Source organism: Bradyrhizobium sp. LA6.1, assembly GCF_040547805.1.
Classification (GTDB): Bacteria; Pseudomonadota; Alphaproteobacteria; order Rhizobiales; family Xanthobacteraceae; genus Bradyrhizobium; species Bradyrhizobium barranii.
Map to the genome: position 1 here is coordinate 226724 of NZ_JBEPQK010000002.1, position 12620 is coordinate 239343.

Genomic DNA, 12620 nt, shown 5'->3' on the forward strand with positions numbered 1-12620 from the left:
GATGCGTGCCGATCAGGCGGCCGAGCTGACGTCGCCCTTGGGATGCGTCGCTTGGTACTGGTCCCGCAGCTTCTCTTCATAGGCGATCAGCTTGCGGGCATCCTTCAGCGCCCGGTAGAGATCGCCGCTCATGATGTTGTTGTTGATGCTTTCGATGATCGGCCAGGCGCTCGGCACCGCGGTGACGATGTCGCGCACCAGGTTGAAGTAGGTGCCGTGCTGGCTCTGCGGATCCGGCGAGATGTACATGAGCTGGACCGCGAGATAGACGAGCTTGGCCGGCGTGTCGGCGGTCTCCGGCGTGAGGATGTCGCGCTCGCGCAGGATCGGCACGTTCTCGCCGTCGATCAGGAGGCGGGCGCGCTGGTCGGTGTTGGTGATCACCGAATTGCCGACGATGATGCGTTCATGCGGTTTGAGCTCAACCTTGAGAGCCATGCCTGTTCTCCATCAACCCTTTTACAACGATCCGTCGCGGCGTTCGTGCGATGAGGGCGGTCGTTCGTGATTTGGAGCCGATCCTTGCGCAACATGGTTAACAGGTCGTAAACGACGGCGTCGGGGACGGAAAATGCAACAATTTCAAGGCCGATAGCGGCATGTCCTGCCGTCGGCCGCGGCCTCGAAGGGGGCTTCCGGCGTCGCGGCGAAAAAAGTGCGGGTTTCATTTCACGGATTGTTAGAGGCTTGGACGCACGGTCCGGCGGTCGTCTGATCAATTATGGTCAGATAGGACGCGTAGCTACCAGAAAGGTAACAGTATGTCCGTCGTTCTCTCCGCTTCGGTTCGTCAGAACCTGCTCTCCCTCCAGTCCACCGCTGACCTCCTCGCCACCACCCAGTCCCGTCTGTCGACTGGCCGCAAGGTGAACTCGGCTCTGGATAATCCCACCAACTTCTTCACCGCCCAGGGCCTTGATAACCGCGCCAGCGACATCGGCAATCTGCTCGATGGCATCGGCAACGGCGTTCAGGTTCTCCAGGCAGCCAACACCGGCATCACCTCGCTGCAGAAGCTGGTGGACAGCGCCAAGTCGATCGCCAACCAGGTGCTGCAGAGCCCGACGGGCTACTCCACCAAGTCGACCGTGACCTCGACCGCCATCACCGGCGCGACCGCCAGCAACCTGCTGGGTACCGCTTATACCAACAGCACCGTCGCCGGCACCGCCGTGCTGAACGACAACACCGGCACTGCGGTCAACATCACCGCTTCCACCCAGCTGGTTGGCACCGCGGGCGCGACGTCCGACGACCTTGCTACGGCCATCACCAACGGCTCGGTCCTGACGGTCAACGGCAAGAACATCACGTTCTCGACCGCGCAGACCACTTCGACCACCGACACCGCCGGCAACGTCACCATCGGCATTGGCACGGGCAGCACCTTGACGGTGCAGAGCGTGCTGAGCGCGATCGACGGCATCACCGGCACCGGCACCGCCTCGACCGTCGCGGCTGGTAAGCTCACGCTGAGCACCGGCACGACCTCGGATCTCACGATCGCGGGTTCGGGCAACGTGCTCGCCGCGCTCGGTCTCACCGCCGGCACGACCGCCCGCGTCCCGCCCGCCATCTCGGGCCAGACGCTGACGATCGCCGCCACCGGTGGCGGCACCGCGAGCAGCATCACCTTCGGCACCGGCGCTGGCCAGGTCAACACGCTGAACGGGCTCAATTCGGCGCTGGCGGCCAACAACCTGCAGGCCTCGATCGACTCGACCGGCGTGATCTCCATCACGACGACGAACGACGCGGCCTCCTCGACGATCGGCACGCTCGGCGGCTCGGCCTTTACCGCCACCGGTCCGTTCCACAGCGTTGCCATCGGGGCTCCGGTTGCCGATCCGACCTCGCAGACCCAGCGTGCTGGCCTGGTTGCGCAGTACAACAACGTGCTCGCGCAGATCAACACGACCGCGCAGGATGCCTCCTTCAACGGCGTCAACCTGCTCAACGGCGACACGCTGAAGCTGACGTTCAACGAAACCGGCAAGTCGACGCTGAGCATCACCGGTGTGACCTTCAACACCGCGGGTCTCAACATCTCGACCCTCGCCTCGGGCACCGACTTCCTGGACAACGCCTCGGCCAACAAGGTCCTGACCACGCTCAATGCCGCCAGCAGCACGCTGCGTTCGGAAGCATCGACGCTGGGTTCGAACCTGTCGGTCGTGCAGATCCGCCAGGACTTCAACAAGAACCTGATCAACGTCCTGCAGACCGGTTCGTCCAACCTGACGCTGGCCGACACCAACGAGGAAGCGGCCAACAGCCAGGCGCTGTCGACCCGCCAGTCGATCGCGGTCTCGGCGCTGTCGCTGGCCAACCAGTCGCAGCAGAGCGTGTTGCAGCTCCTGCGCTGATACGCGGCGAAAATCGTCAAACAAGGCATTACGGCGGGGCTTTTGCCCCGCCGTTTTTTGCGCGTGATGCGGCGTAAGCCGGGTTTCAGGGAACCCTGACCGGTTAATACCTTGTTAACCCTGTGGCTTAAGCCGCCATTAACCTTAATTTAAAGGAGTGCGTCTAGAACTAGACAAAAGCCCATTTGCCAGACCGGCGGGCTCCGATCCGTACGCGTCGCGCTCCAAGAGGAAGATCTGCCAATGTCCAACATCGTTCTCTCGGCATCAGTCCGCCAGAACCTGTTGTCGCTGCAGTCGACAGCCGACCTGCTCGCTACCACGCAAGGACGCCTTTCGACCGGCAAGAAGGTGAACACGGCGCTTGATAACCCCACCAACTTCTTCACCGCACAGGGGCTCGACAATCGCGCCAGCGACATCAGCAATCTCCTGGATGGCATCAGCAACGGCGTGCAGGTGCTGCAGGCCGCCAACACCGGCATCACCTCGCTGCAAAAGCTGGTCGACAGCGCCAAATCGATCGCCAGCCAGGTACTGCAGAGCCCGACGGGGTACTCGCCCAAATCCAACGTGACGTCGGCCGCGGTCCCCGGTGCGACCGCCAACAACCTGCTGGGCACGGCATACACCAACAACACGGTCACCGGCACCGTCGTCAACAATGACGATACGAGCGGCGCGGCGCCGATCACGGGCGCGACCAAGCTGGTCGGTACCGCCGGTGCAGGTTCGGACGATCTCGGTACGACCATCACCAACGGTTCGGTCCTGACTGTCGACGGCAAGACGATCACCTTCTCGACCGCGCAAACCACCTCGACCACCGACTCGTTCGGCAACGTCACGATCGGCATCGGTGCGGGCAGCACACTCACGGTGCAGTCGGTACTGAGCGCGATCGACGGCATCACGGGTACGGGCACGGCCTCGACAGTTTCCGGCGGCAAGCTCGTGCTCAGCACCGGCACGAGCCAGGATCTGGCGATCTCCGGCTCGGGCAACGTGCTCACGGCGCTCGGCCTCACTGCCGGCACCACCGCCCGCGTTCCGCCCCCGCTCAGCGGCAAGACGTTGACGATCGGTCCGACCGGCGGCGGCACCGCCACCAGCATCACCTTCGGTGCCGGCGTCGGGCAGGTTTCCACGCTCAATCAGCTCAACGCGGCGCTGGCGGCGAACAACCTGCAGGCGACGATCGACACGACCGGTCATCTCAACATCGTGACCTCCAACGACTCGGCGTCCTCGACGATCGGCGCAATCGGCGGCACGGCCGCGGCGAGCGGCCAGCCCTTCTATGGCCTGATCGCGCAGGCGCCCACCGTCGACCCGGATTCGCAAGCCACGCGCGCCAATCTGGTCGGGCAGTACAACAACGTGCTCGCGCAAATCAACACCACGGCGCAGGACTCTTCCTACAACGGCGTGAATCTGCTGAACGGCGATACGCTCAAGCTCGTGTTCAACGAAACCGGGCGTTCGACGCTGAACATTCAGGGCGTCACCTTCAACGACGCCGGCCTCAACCTTGCTCCCTTGACCTCGGGCGTTGATTTCCTGGACTCGAAATCGGCGAACGCCATTCTGACTTCGCTCAACTCGGCAAGCACCACGCTGCGTGCCGAGGCGTCGACGCTCGGTTCGAACCTCTCGATCGTGCAGATCCGTCAGGACTTCAGCAAGAACCTGATCAACGTGCTGCAGACCGGCTCGTCGAGCCTGACGCTTGCGGACACCAACGAGGAAGCGGCCAACAGCCAGGCGCTCTCGACGCGTCAGTCGATCGCAGTCTCCGCGCTGTCGCTCGCCAACCAGTCGCAGCAGAGCGTGCTTCAGCTCCTCCGCTAAGCGCGACGCTGACGTACACGATGAATCATTCAACGGCGAAGCCTAGGCTTCGCCGTTGTTTTGAGCGAGATCGCTAACTGTCGATTAGCTCAGATCAGCGCATGATGGATGCAATCGTTTACAGTGCGCGCACTCGGATTTAGCCTTGAGGCGAAGGTGGATGCCGCGACCCGTAATTGTCCGGAGATCGTCCGCACTCTCACGTAAGCAAATCTTAAGCGGTGCTGCCTAGGGTCGGGAAAGAAATCCTTAAGCCTGTACAACGGGCGAGGAAACCTCCAGGGTGATCGATGTCGAGTTCTGCTGCTTCGGCCTACGCGCGTGTAGCCACGACCACTGCGTCTCCTCGCGATATCGAGGCGCAGACGCTCCTGAAGGCCGCCAACAAGCTGCAGGACGCCATCAACAGCGCCGATCCCTTCAACGAGCAGACGACGCAGGCGTTGATGTTCAACCGCAAGCTCTGGACCATCTTCCTGAGCGAGGCGATGCGCGACACCAATCCGCAGCCGCTCGACGTTCGGCAGAGGATCGCCAACATCAGCGTGTTCGTGCTGAGCCAGACTGCAGCGCTGCTGATGAGCCCGCAGCTCGATCACTTCCGCCCGCTGATCGAGATCAATCGCAACATCGCCGCCGGTCTTTCGGGACGGTCGTAACGCGACCGATTCGAACGACCTCGATACGGCCGTCGCGACCCGCGGCGTGAACGTCAGGCGCTGCGATCGGTGCTGAGTGGACGCGGGGGCTCGGACTTCATGTCCAGTGCGTGGAAATAGGCGCGCCGCCGCAGCATCGCTTCATCCGGAAACTGATCGACAACCGCATCGGTCCTTTCGTTCACGACCTGGAACACGAAGGACGCGGCGGGCTGGTTGAAAACGACCTGGCGTGAAACGCTGTCGTTGGTGCTCTGCAAATCATTGCGCGCAGCCGCGCTCGTATCGCTCGCGGCGACCGTCTGGCTCACCGGCAAATCAGTTTGCACGGCCTCGTTCGCCGCCGCATTGGACGTCGTTATGATCTGCACGGGGGCCGGTATCCCCACCGGCCTGATGCTGAAATCTGTACTCATGGCAGCCTCCTGGTTGCCTTGTCTGAGTCAAATCCCAACCCCTCTCAATACGCAACCATGGAACACCAGGATTGAAGACCGGGTAAGCAAACGTGCCTAACCGCGCGACGATATCGCCGCGCGGTTTTTCGTAAAATTGCAGGGAGTTTTGCGCGCGCTCAGAGCGAGCGGCTGACCGCGAGCGGGGTGATGTGGCGTGGGCCCGGAGCCGCGCGGCGTCCCGCCGCCGTGTAGGTATTCGGCACGTTGCGCTTCTGGATCTCGGCGTTGACGCCGCGCACCACGCTCTCGGAGACGGCGTGTGCGGTCGCGAGCACGGTGAGATTGACCTGGAGCATCGCGCGGAACGCATCGTGGTGCCGATGCAGCGTCGAGAGCAGCTCGGGCGCGGATTTCGCGAGCTGGGCCTGGTTCGTCTTCAATTCGCTGACGGCGCTGACATAGTTTCGCGACAGCTCCTGCTTCTTGCTCTCGAGCGTCATCGCTTCGCGGACCTGGCCGGCGCGAACGAGCTCGGTCTCGCGCTCGACCAGTCCGAGCAGGGCGTTCATCGCATCCATCAGCTGCTCGGCGACCTTGCGCGCCTCGGTGTTGCCGGGGGCGGTGTTGGGGCGCTGCGCTTGCGCCGGCTGACGTGAGGCGTTGAAGTGGTTCATCTCGGTTGACCTTATGCCGTGCGGATCGTTTTCGCCTGCTGCATGATGAGGGTGCGGTAGACTTCTGTGGCGACGCCGACACCGCCGGCCTTGGCGAAGTTCTTGGAATATTGCTCGGTCAGCATCGAACGCCACACGCCGGTGCCCGGGGTGTCGCCGAACGGGCCTTCGCCCTTCAGGCCCGAGGTCATCTGCGAGAACATGCTGTTGAGGAACATCGCCTCGAAATCGGTGGCGGTCTTCTGCGCCTTCGACTGCTGCTGCGGCGAGACCTTCTGCAACGCGGCGGCGAGCTCGAAGTCGGGCCGGCCGTTGCGGCTTTCCACCGAGAAGGCCGGGGAGGTGACGACGTGCGGGGTATTGATCATGCTGGTCTGCATCACATCACCTCGATGTCGGCTTCGATCGCGCCGGCGGCCTTGATCGCCTGGAGGATGCTGATGAGGTCGCGCGGGCCGATGCCGAGGCCGTTGAGGCCGTCGACGAGCTGCTGAAGCGAGACGCCGTCCTTGACGACGGCGAACTTCTTGCCGTCCTCGACGACGCTAACGCCGGTGCGCGGCGTGACCACCGTGCGCCCGCGTGACAGCGGGTTGGGCTGGCTGACCTGCGGGCTCTCGGAGATGGTAACGGTGAGGTTGCCTTGCGCCACCGCGACGGTGGCGACGCGAACGTCGCGGCCCATCACGATGATGCCGCTGCGTTCGTCGATGACGATCTTGGCGGCGAGATCAGGATCGACCTGGAGCTGCTCGATCTCGGTGAGGAAGGCGACGACGTTGCCCTTGAACTCCGGCGGGATCGAAAGCTGCACCGTCGAGGGATCGATCGGCTCCGCGGTCTTGACGCCGAGATAGTCGTTGATCGCGGCCGCGATCCGCTTGGCGGTGGTGAAGTCGGCGTTTCGCAGCGCAAGCCGCACGTTCGGTAGCCGATTGAGCGCGAACTCGATCTCGCGCTCGATGATGGCGCCGTTGGCGATGCGGCCGACGGTCGGAACGCCGCGCACGATTTTCGCGGCTTCGCCTTCGGCCTGGAAGCCGGAGATCGCGAGCGAGCCCTGTCCGACCGCGTAGACATTGCCGTCGGCGCCGAGCAGGGGCGTGACCAGCAGGGTGCCGCCGCGCAGATCCTTGGCGTCGCCCAGCGCGGAGACGGTGACGTCCATGCGCGTGCCCTGGGTGGCGAAGGCCGGCAGATTGCCCGTGACCATCACGGCGGCGACGTTGCCGGTGCGGATGGTGGCGCCGCGGATGTTGACGCCCATGCGCTCGAGCATCGCTTGCAGCGACTGCTTGGTGAATGGGATGTTGTTGAGCGTATCGCCGGTGCCGTTGAGGCCGACGACGAGGCCGTAGCCGATGAGCTGGTTCTGCCGCACGCCCTCGATATTGGCGAGGTCCTTGATGCGCGACGTCGCGCTTGCGGACGTGACCGAGAGCGCCAGCGCTGACAGCGCGGCGCAGGCCACCCCAACAATCCTCACCCAACGAACGCCTGGCATCCTCTGCTCCCCGAGGCTCCTCACATCTCGGACCATCCTCGACACTCCCATGACGAGCTGGTCCGACGCTTTCCTTGCGAGTGCTGTGCCAACGCGGGGCAGCGGGGTTACGCGATTGAATAGGTTGAATAAACCTGTTTCCACCGGTGTCAGGGAGCGTTCTCCCTGAGGAGCGAAACTGCCGCCTCTCGGCAGATTTTGCCGGGCCGTTTACGCGCCGTTAACCATAAGACGGCGAAGGTAACGGCATCGATCACCCGGATTCCTGCGATGCGCATCTACGGACCGAACGGCACCACGCTTGGTACGCCGGCCAGCCAGGCCAGGCGGACGAGCTCCGGCACCTTCGTGCTGCCCGACACCTCGTCGGCTCAGGAGACGCGGGGCGCTGCCGCACCGAAGGCCGCCGCGAACATCGACGGGCTGCTCGCGCTGCAGGGCATCGAGGAAGATCCGGTCGAGCGCCGCAAGCGCTCGGTCGCCCGCGGCAGGACCGCGCTCGACGTGCTCGACGATCTCAAGATGGGACTACTGTCCGGCAATCTCGACGCCTCGACCGTGATGCGGCTGCGCGATGCCGCGGCGAACCTGAAATCGTCCTCGGGCGATCCCCGCCTCGATTCCTTGCTCTCCGAAATCGAGCTGCGCGTCGAGGTCGAACTGGCAAAGGCCGGGCAGGCGTAGCGCCTACGCCGCTTCATCCTTCTGCTGCGCGTCGTAGCGGCGCTGGGCGGCGAGCACGTCCTTCAGATTCTGCTCGGCCCAATCGCGCAGGGGATCGACGGCGGCCGCGAGCGTCACCCCGAGCTGCGTGATCGAATACTCCACCGTCACCGGTACGGTTGCGATGGCGTGACGCTTGATCAGGCCGTCGCGCTCGAGCGACTTGAGAACCTGGCTCAACATCTTCTGCGAAATGCCTTCAATCGTTCGGCGCAACTGATTGAAGCGCATCGGCTCCTCGCGCAGCAGCAGCAGGATCAGCACCGCCCATTTGTCGCCGACGCGGTCGAGGATCTGGCGCGTGGGGCAGTTCGCTGCATAGACGTCTGGCTTCATCGTCAACTCCTCACGATCCGTTTGGCCCCTTGCCGGCTCGCGCGCCCGTGACGGGTCCCGGTTACTCTTGCGTAATCAGGTAAGCACAAAGTGCTCTCTTAACACCAGCATCCTTTGCGATATCTAGTAACTGTTAGTTACCAAAAGAAGCAAAGGAGCCTTCCATGAAAATCGCAGTCGCCGGCGCCTCGGGCCGGGCCGGGTCGGAGATCACCAAGGAACTGTCGCGCCGCGGCCATGCGGTCACGGCGATCGCCCGGAACCCCGAGAAGATCGCGACCCTGCCGAACGTCACGTCCACCAAGGGCGACGTGCTCGACCAGGCCGGCCTTGCCAGGCTGTGGGCCGGGCACGACGTCGCCGTGAGTTCCGTGCACTTCCTGGCCAGCGACCCGCTCAAGCTGATCGGCGCGGCGAAGGCGTCCGGCGTTGGTCGCTACCTCGTTGTCGGCGGTGCCGGCAGCCTGGAAGTCGCTCCCGGCGTCAAACTGGTTACAACCCCCGGTTTTCCAGCCCAATACAAGGCCGAAGCGGAGGCGGGCGGGGCTTTCCTTGACCTGCTGCGACAGGAAAAGGACCTGAACTGGACCTTCATCTCGCCGTCGGCCCTCTTCATCGAGGGCGAGCGAACCGGCAAGTTCCGGCTCGGGACCGATCAGCTTCTCGCAGATGCGAACGGGAAAAGCTGGATCAGCTTCGCCGACTACGCCATTGCGCTCGCCGACGAGATCGAGCGACCGGCCCATCCGAGGCAGCGTTTCACGGTCGGTTACTAGGCCTTCGGCCGCCCCCGGGTTCTCCAGGATAAACCTTCCTGTGCAAGGGCTTGGGGGCGCTAACCGAACGATCAGGGAAATATTGTCTGTCACAGGAGGCCGCTATATAAGCCCGGCTTAACGGACCCCGTTCCGTTGCGAGTCGTTGCTTAGACAGATAGGCCGCCCTTGGAAAAGTTGAAAAACTACCGACCGACCGAAAAAGAGCCTTTCATGAACGACCGGCAGAAGGAGTACTTCCGTTTGAAGCTCCTCGCCTGGAAGGATGAGATCCTCAAAGAGTCCAAGCTCACGCTGCAGGCTCTGCAGGAGGAGAACGTGAACCACCCCGATCTCGCCGATCGGGCATCGTCCGAAACCGACCGCGCCATCGAACTCCGCGCCCGCGACCGCCAGCGCAAGTTGATCGCCAAGATCGACGCCGCGCTCCAGCGTATCGAGGACAACACCTACGGCTATTGCGAGGACACCGGCGAGCCGATCTCTCTGAAGCGGCTCGAAGCCCGGCCCATCGCGACGCTCTCGGTGGAAGCGCAGGAGCGCCACGAGAAACGCGAGAAGGTCTACCGCGACGAATAGAGTCCGAGCCGCAGCGATGCGGCTCTTTGTTTTTGGACGCACGGTGCTGCTTGAGCGCCGTGATCAGCATTTTGTCTGCCGCTTGCCGTGACGCGCATCAGCGCAGGCGCGATCGTGAAAAGTGAATCACGATCAATGGGCTGGAGTCACTTCCTCCGAGCTCACGTAAGTTCCGATGAGAAACAGCCTTCACTTCAGGTGCGGGAGGTTTTGCGAGTCGCATCAACGAGATCGACTCGAATGCTGAGGCAACGATCCGGCAGCTTCACACATCGCTGCAATCAGGCTTGGCTGCAATCAGGCTTGCTGCGACGCCACAAGGCGCGCATCGCCATAAAGCCTGGACCAGCTCAATATTTCCTTAAACGCCGGCAACAGGCCGTAGGCCGCATCCGTCAACTCGTACTCGACCCTCAACGGTTTCTCCGCGAAGACGGTTCGCGACACCAGGCCGTCCTGCTCAAGCTCGCGCAGCTGCGTGGTCAGCATGTGCTGGGTGATGCCGCCGATCGCTCGCCGCAACGCACCGAAGCGAACGGCGCCGTTTATCAGCGCGAACAGGATCTCCAGCTTCCACTTGCCGCCAAGCGCATGAATGGCCCGCTTGAAGTCGGCGAGCAGGGCAGGGTCGGGGTTGCAATCGCAGTCGCCGTCGCAAACGATGGTCAGGTTTTCCATACCGGTCTCGAAATCCATTCTACTTGTTCCCCGGGAGATAGTGACCAGATGCGGCCTTGAGCAGGGTGGCGGAACCAATTCGCCCGCCTGCGCAAGGAGGGGAATTCGGCAATGAGCATTGTTCTGGTCACCGGCGGGTCCGGCTTCGTCGGCATCCATGTTGTCCTGCAGCTTCTGGCCGCCGGCCATCAGGTGCGGACCACGGTGCGCCGCCCGGACCGGCAGGCCGACGTGCTGGCGATGTTGCGCGAGGGCGGGGCTGCGTCGCCCGAAAGCCTGTCCTTTTTCACCGCCGATCTCACCGCGGACGACGGCTGGCGCGAGGCCGTCGCCGGCTGCGATTACGTGCTCCATGTCGCCTCGCCATTGTCGACCAGTGTTCCCAAGGACGAGAACGAGATGATCATCCCGGCCCGCGACGGCACGCTGCGGGTGCTGCGTGCCGCACGCGAGGCCGGCGTCAGGCGGGCCGTCGTGACCTCGTCGCTGGGCGCGATCGGCTATGGCCATCCGGCGCGCGACAGGCCGTTCGACGAGACCGACTGGACCAATCTCGACGGCGCCGACGTGCAGCCCTACATCAAATCCAAGATGCTGGCCGAGCGGGCGGCCTGGGATTTCATTGCGCGCGAGGGCGGCGGGCTCGAATTGTCCGTCGTCAATCCCGCCGGCATTTTTGGCCCCGTACTGGGGCCGGACTTCTCCGGCTCGATCGAGATCGTCAAATCGCTGCTCGACGGCGCCATGCCGGCGGTGCCGCGGGTCTATTTCGGCGTGGTCGACGTGCGCGACGTGGCCGATTTGCACCTGCGCGCGATGACGGCGCCGGAGGCCAGGGGCGAGCGCTTCATCGCGGTCTCCGGCGAGACGATGTCGATCCTCGATATCGCCAGGGTGCTGCGGCGGGAACTCGGACCCAGGGCGCGCCGGGTTCCGCGGCTCCAGGCCCCGGACTGGCTGGTGCGGCTGGCCGCGAACCGGATTCCGCTGCTGCGCGCGGTCGTGCCGATGCTTGGGAGGGTTCGGCATTCCACCAGCGCCAAGGCGAGGTCGCTGCTTGGCTGGCAGGCCCGTTCCAACGACGAGGCGATCCTCGCGACGGCCGAAAGCCTGATCCGGCTCGGCCTCGTGAAGCGCTGAGGGCGCCCCGTGGGCCGTCCCTTGGCCCGCGCTTGTCACGCCGCGGCGGGGATGCTGAAGTGCCGACCTCAATTGCGTAGCGTGGGAGCCGGCGCCAATGGACAAGATTCTCAAAGCCGCAAAGGCGATTGCACTCGCGCGCCGTAACCGTGCGCCGCTCGCAGCCCTGGACCATCCGCCGGCTGACGAAGCCGAGGGCTATCAGGTCCAGCGCGCGCTGCACGATCTCCTGTTGCCGCATGTCGGGCCGCTGGTCGGCTACAAGATCGGCTGCACCAGTCAGGTGATGCAGGACTATATCGGCATCCCGCATCCCTGCGGCGGCAGCGTGTTCCAGAAGGGCGTGTACGAGAGCGGGGCCAAGCTCGCGGCTGCCGACTATGTCCGTGTCGGCGTCGAGTGCGAGATCGCGGTGCGATTGAAGCGCGACCTCGCCGCCGGCGAGGCGCCGTTCACGGCCGAATGGGTCGGCGAGGCCGTTGAGTTCTATCATCCCGCGATCGAGATCGTCGACGACCGCTATGTGAAGTGGGAGTCGATGGGTGCGCCGACGTTGATCGCCGACGATTTCTTCGCCGCCGGCTGCGTGCTGGGTGAGGCGGTGCCGCGCTCGTCGGTGCCGGATCTGAAGGCGGTCAAGGGCCGCGCCATCGTCAATGGCGAAGAGGTCAGCCACGGCACCGGCGCCGACGTGCTCGGCCATCCCCACAACGCACTCGCCTGGCTCGCCAACCACCTCGCCGCCGAAGGCAAGGGTCTGCACGCGGGGCAACTCGTGCTGACGGGCAGCCTGGTGAAAACGCTGTGGCTGAAGGCCGGCGACAAGGTGCGGATGGAGCTGGACGGGCTGGGGACGGTCGAGGCGGAGTTTACTTGAGGCTGCTACGGCAATCCCCGCCGTCAGTCGTACCAATCGGCTTTACAAAATACATGCGG

At 64.0% G+C, this 12620-nt stretch carries 15 protein-coding genes; 8 read left to right on the top strand and 7 right to left on the bottom strand.

The window, feature by feature from the left end; genetic code table 11:
- Window positions 1–12: 12 nt before the first annotated feature.
- Window positions 13–438 (bottom strand): flagellar biosynthesis repressor FlbT, encoded by a 426-nt coding sequence (flbT, locus tag ABIB99_RS04580; RefSeq protein ID WP_063982266.1) that lies wholly within the window; start codon window positions 436–438, stop codon window positions 13–15.
- Between the two features lie 323 nt (window positions 439–761).
- Between flbT and ABIB99_RS04585 the strand changes: the two genes are divergently transcribed.
- The 3 genes from ABIB99_RS04585 to flaF all read left to right on the top strand — a co-directional run bounded on the left by ABIB99_RS04585 (window position 762) and on the right by flaF (window position 4876).
- Complete coding sequence (locus tag ABIB99_RS04585) at window positions 762–2366, top strand: DUF1522 domain-containing protein (RefSeq protein ID WP_247309206.1); 1605 nt, start codon at window positions 762–764, stop codon at window positions 2364–2366.
- Window positions 2367–2609: 243 nt separating this feature from the next.
- Window positions 2610–4217 carry a flagellin N-terminal helical domain-containing protein gene (locus ABIB99_RS04590; RefSeq protein WP_071912196.1) on the top strand — a complete coding sequence of 536 codons (1608 nt, stop codon included), beginning with the start codon at window positions 2610–2612 and terminating at the stop codon, window positions 4215–4217.
- A gap of 290 nt (window positions 4218–4507) precedes the next feature.
- On the top strand, window positions 4508–4876 hold the full coding sequence (gene flaF / locus ABIB99_RS04595) for a flagellar biosynthesis regulator FlaF (RefSeq protein WP_014493991.1): 369 nt from the start codon (window positions 4508–4510) through the stop codon (window positions 4874–4876).
- 53 nt (window positions 4877–4929) lie between these two features.
- On the opposite strand, the gene ABIB99_RS04600 is transcribed toward flaF, so the two are convergent.
- From ABIB99_RS04600 to ABIB99_RS04615, 4 genes are all read right to left on the bottom strand, one after another.
- Window positions 4930–5292 (bottom strand): hypothetical protein, encoded by a 363-nt coding sequence (locus tag ABIB99_RS04600; RefSeq protein WP_028148520.1) that lies wholly within the window; start codon window positions 5290–5292, stop codon window positions 4930–4932.
- A gap of 158 nt (window positions 5293–5450) precedes the next feature.
- Window positions 5451–5948, bottom strand: a complete 498-nt coding sequence (locus ABIB99_RS04605; RefSeq protein WP_247309207.1) for a hypothetical protein — start codon at window positions 5946–5948, stop codon at window positions 5451–5453.
- 11 nt (window positions 5949–5959) lie between these two features.
- Window positions 5960–6328 (bottom strand): flagellar assembly peptidoglycan hydrolase FlgJ, encoded by a 369-nt coding sequence (gene flgJ, locus ABIB99_RS04610; RefSeq protein ID WP_247309208.1) that lies wholly within the window; start codon window positions 6326–6328, stop codon window positions 5960–5962.
- Window positions 6328–7452 carry a flagellar basal body P-ring protein FlgI gene (locus ABIB99_RS04615; RefSeq protein ID WP_028148517.1) on the bottom strand — a complete coding sequence of 375 codons (1125 nt, stop codon included), beginning with the start codon at window positions 7450–7452 and terminating at the stop codon, window positions 6328–6330. The genes flgJ and ABIB99_RS04615 overlap by 1 nt, the downstream gene beginning before the upstream one ends.
- 270 nt (window positions 7453–7722) lie before the next feature.
- On the opposite strand from ABIB99_RS04615, the gene ABIB99_RS04620 reads away from it, so the two are divergent.
- Window positions 7723–8136: a flagellar assembly protein FliX gene (locus tag ABIB99_RS04620; protein ID WP_247309216.1), complete on the top strand. Its 414-nt coding sequence runs from the start codon at window positions 7723–7725 to the stop codon at window positions 8134–8136.
- Window positions 8137–8139: 3 nt separating this feature from the next.
- Here ABIB99_RS04620 and ABIB99_RS04625 read toward each other — a convergent pair whose 3' ends face one another.
- A complete protein-coding gene (locus tag ABIB99_RS04625) occupies window positions 8140–8511 on the bottom strand; it encodes a winged helix-turn-helix transcriptional regulator (RefSeq protein WP_028148515.1) in 372 nt (123 codons plus the stop codon).
- A gap of 164 nt (window positions 8512–8675) precedes the next feature.
- On the opposite strand from ABIB99_RS04625, the gene ABIB99_RS04630 reads away from it, so the two are divergent.
- Window positions 8676–9287 carry an NAD(P)-dependent oxidoreductase gene (locus ABIB99_RS04630; RefSeq protein ID WP_247309218.1) on the top strand — a complete coding sequence of 204 codons (612 nt, stop codon included), beginning with the start codon at window positions 8676–8678 and terminating at the stop codon, window positions 9285–9287.
- A gap of 213 nt (window positions 9288–9500) precedes the next feature.
- Window positions 9501–9866, top strand: a complete 366-nt coding sequence (dksA, locus tag ABIB99_RS04635; protein WP_008554760.1) for an RNA polymerase-binding protein DksA — start codon at window positions 9501–9503, stop codon at window positions 9864–9866.
- Window positions 9867–10163: 297 nt separating this feature from the next.
- On the opposite strand, the gene ABIB99_RS04640 is transcribed toward dksA, so the two are convergent.
- Window positions 10164–10562, bottom strand: a complete 399-nt coding sequence (locus tag ABIB99_RS04640; RefSeq protein WP_354174954.1) for a winged helix-turn-helix transcriptional regulator — start codon at window positions 10560–10562, stop codon at window positions 10164–10166.
- 93 nt (window positions 10563–10655) lie between these two features.
- Here ABIB99_RS04640 and ABIB99_RS04645 point away from each other — a divergent pair, with 93 nt between their 5' ends.
- Both ABIB99_RS04645 and ABIB99_RS04650 read left to right on the top strand, forming a co-directional pair.
- Window positions 10656–11684, top strand: coding sequence for an SDR family oxidoreductase (locus ABIB99_RS04645; protein ID WP_247309220.1), 1029 nt, complete (start codon window positions 10656–10658; stop codon window positions 11682–11684).
- Window positions 11685–11781: 97 nt separating this feature from the next.
- Window positions 11782–12561, top strand: coding sequence for a 2-keto-4-pentenoate hydratase (locus ABIB99_RS04650; RefSeq protein WP_247309222.1), 780 nt, complete (start codon window positions 11782–11784; stop codon window positions 12559–12561).
- The last annotated feature ends 59 nt before the right edge of the window (window positions 12562–12620 follow it).

Bases quoted from the DNA above. Each gene is read 5' to 3' on its own strand.
- flbT (WP_063982266.1), bottom strand. From the start codon at position 438: ATGGCTCTCAAGGTTGAGCTCAAACCGCATGAACGCATCATCGTCGGC.
- ABIB99_RS04585 (WP_247309206.1), top strand. From the start codon at position 762: ATGTCCGTCGTTCTCTCCGCTTCGGTTCGTCAGAACCTGCTCTCCCTC.
- ABIB99_RS04590 (WP_071912196.1), top strand. From the start codon at position 2,610: ATGTCCAACATCGTTCTCTCGGCATCAGTCCGCCAGAACCTGTTGTCG.
- flaF (WP_014493991.1), top strand. From the start codon at position 4,508: ATGTCGAGTTCTGCTGCTTCGGCCTACGCGCGTGTAGCCACGACCACT.
- ABIB99_RS04600 (WP_028148520.1), bottom strand. From the start codon at position 5,292: ATGAGTACAGATTTCAGCATCAGGCCGGTGGGGATACCGGCCCCCGTG.
- ABIB99_RS04605 (WP_247309207.1), bottom strand. From the start codon at position 5,948: ATGAACCACTTCAACGCCTCACGTCAGCCGGCGCAAGCGCAGCGCCCC.
- flgJ (WP_247309208.1), bottom strand. From the start codon at position 6,328: ATGCAGACCAGCATGATCAATACCCCGCACGTCGTCACCTCCCCGGCC.
- ABIB99_RS04615 (WP_028148517.1), bottom strand. From the start codon at position 7,452: ATGCCAGGCGTTCGTTGGGTGAGGATTGTTGGGGTGGCCTGCGCCGCG.
- ABIB99_RS04620 (WP_247309216.1), top strand. From the start codon at position 7,723: ATGCGCATCTACGGACCGAACGGCACCACGCTTGGTACGCCGGCCAGC.
- ABIB99_RS04625 (WP_028148515.1), bottom strand. From the start codon at position 8,511: ATGAAGCCAGACGTCTATGCAGCGAACTGCCCCACGCGCCAGATCCTC.
- ABIB99_RS04630 (WP_247309218.1), top strand. From the start codon at position 8,676: ATGAAAATCGCAGTCGCCGGCGCCTCGGGCCGGGCCGGGTCGGAGATC.
- dksA (WP_008554760.1), top strand. From the start codon at position 9,501: ATGAACGACCGGCAGAAGGAGTACTTCCGTTTGAAGCTCCTCGCCTGG.
- ABIB99_RS04640 (WP_354174954.1), bottom strand. From the start codon at position 10,562: ATGGATTTCGAGACCGGTATGGAAAACCTGACCATCGTTTGCGACGGC.
- ABIB99_RS04645 (WP_247309220.1), top strand. From the start codon at position 10,656: ATGAGCATTGTTCTGGTCACCGGCGGGTCCGGCTTCGTCGGCATCCAT.
- ABIB99_RS04650 (WP_247309222.1), top strand. From the start codon at position 11,782: ATGGACAAGATTCTCAAAGCCGCAAAGGCGATTGCACTCGCGCGCCGT.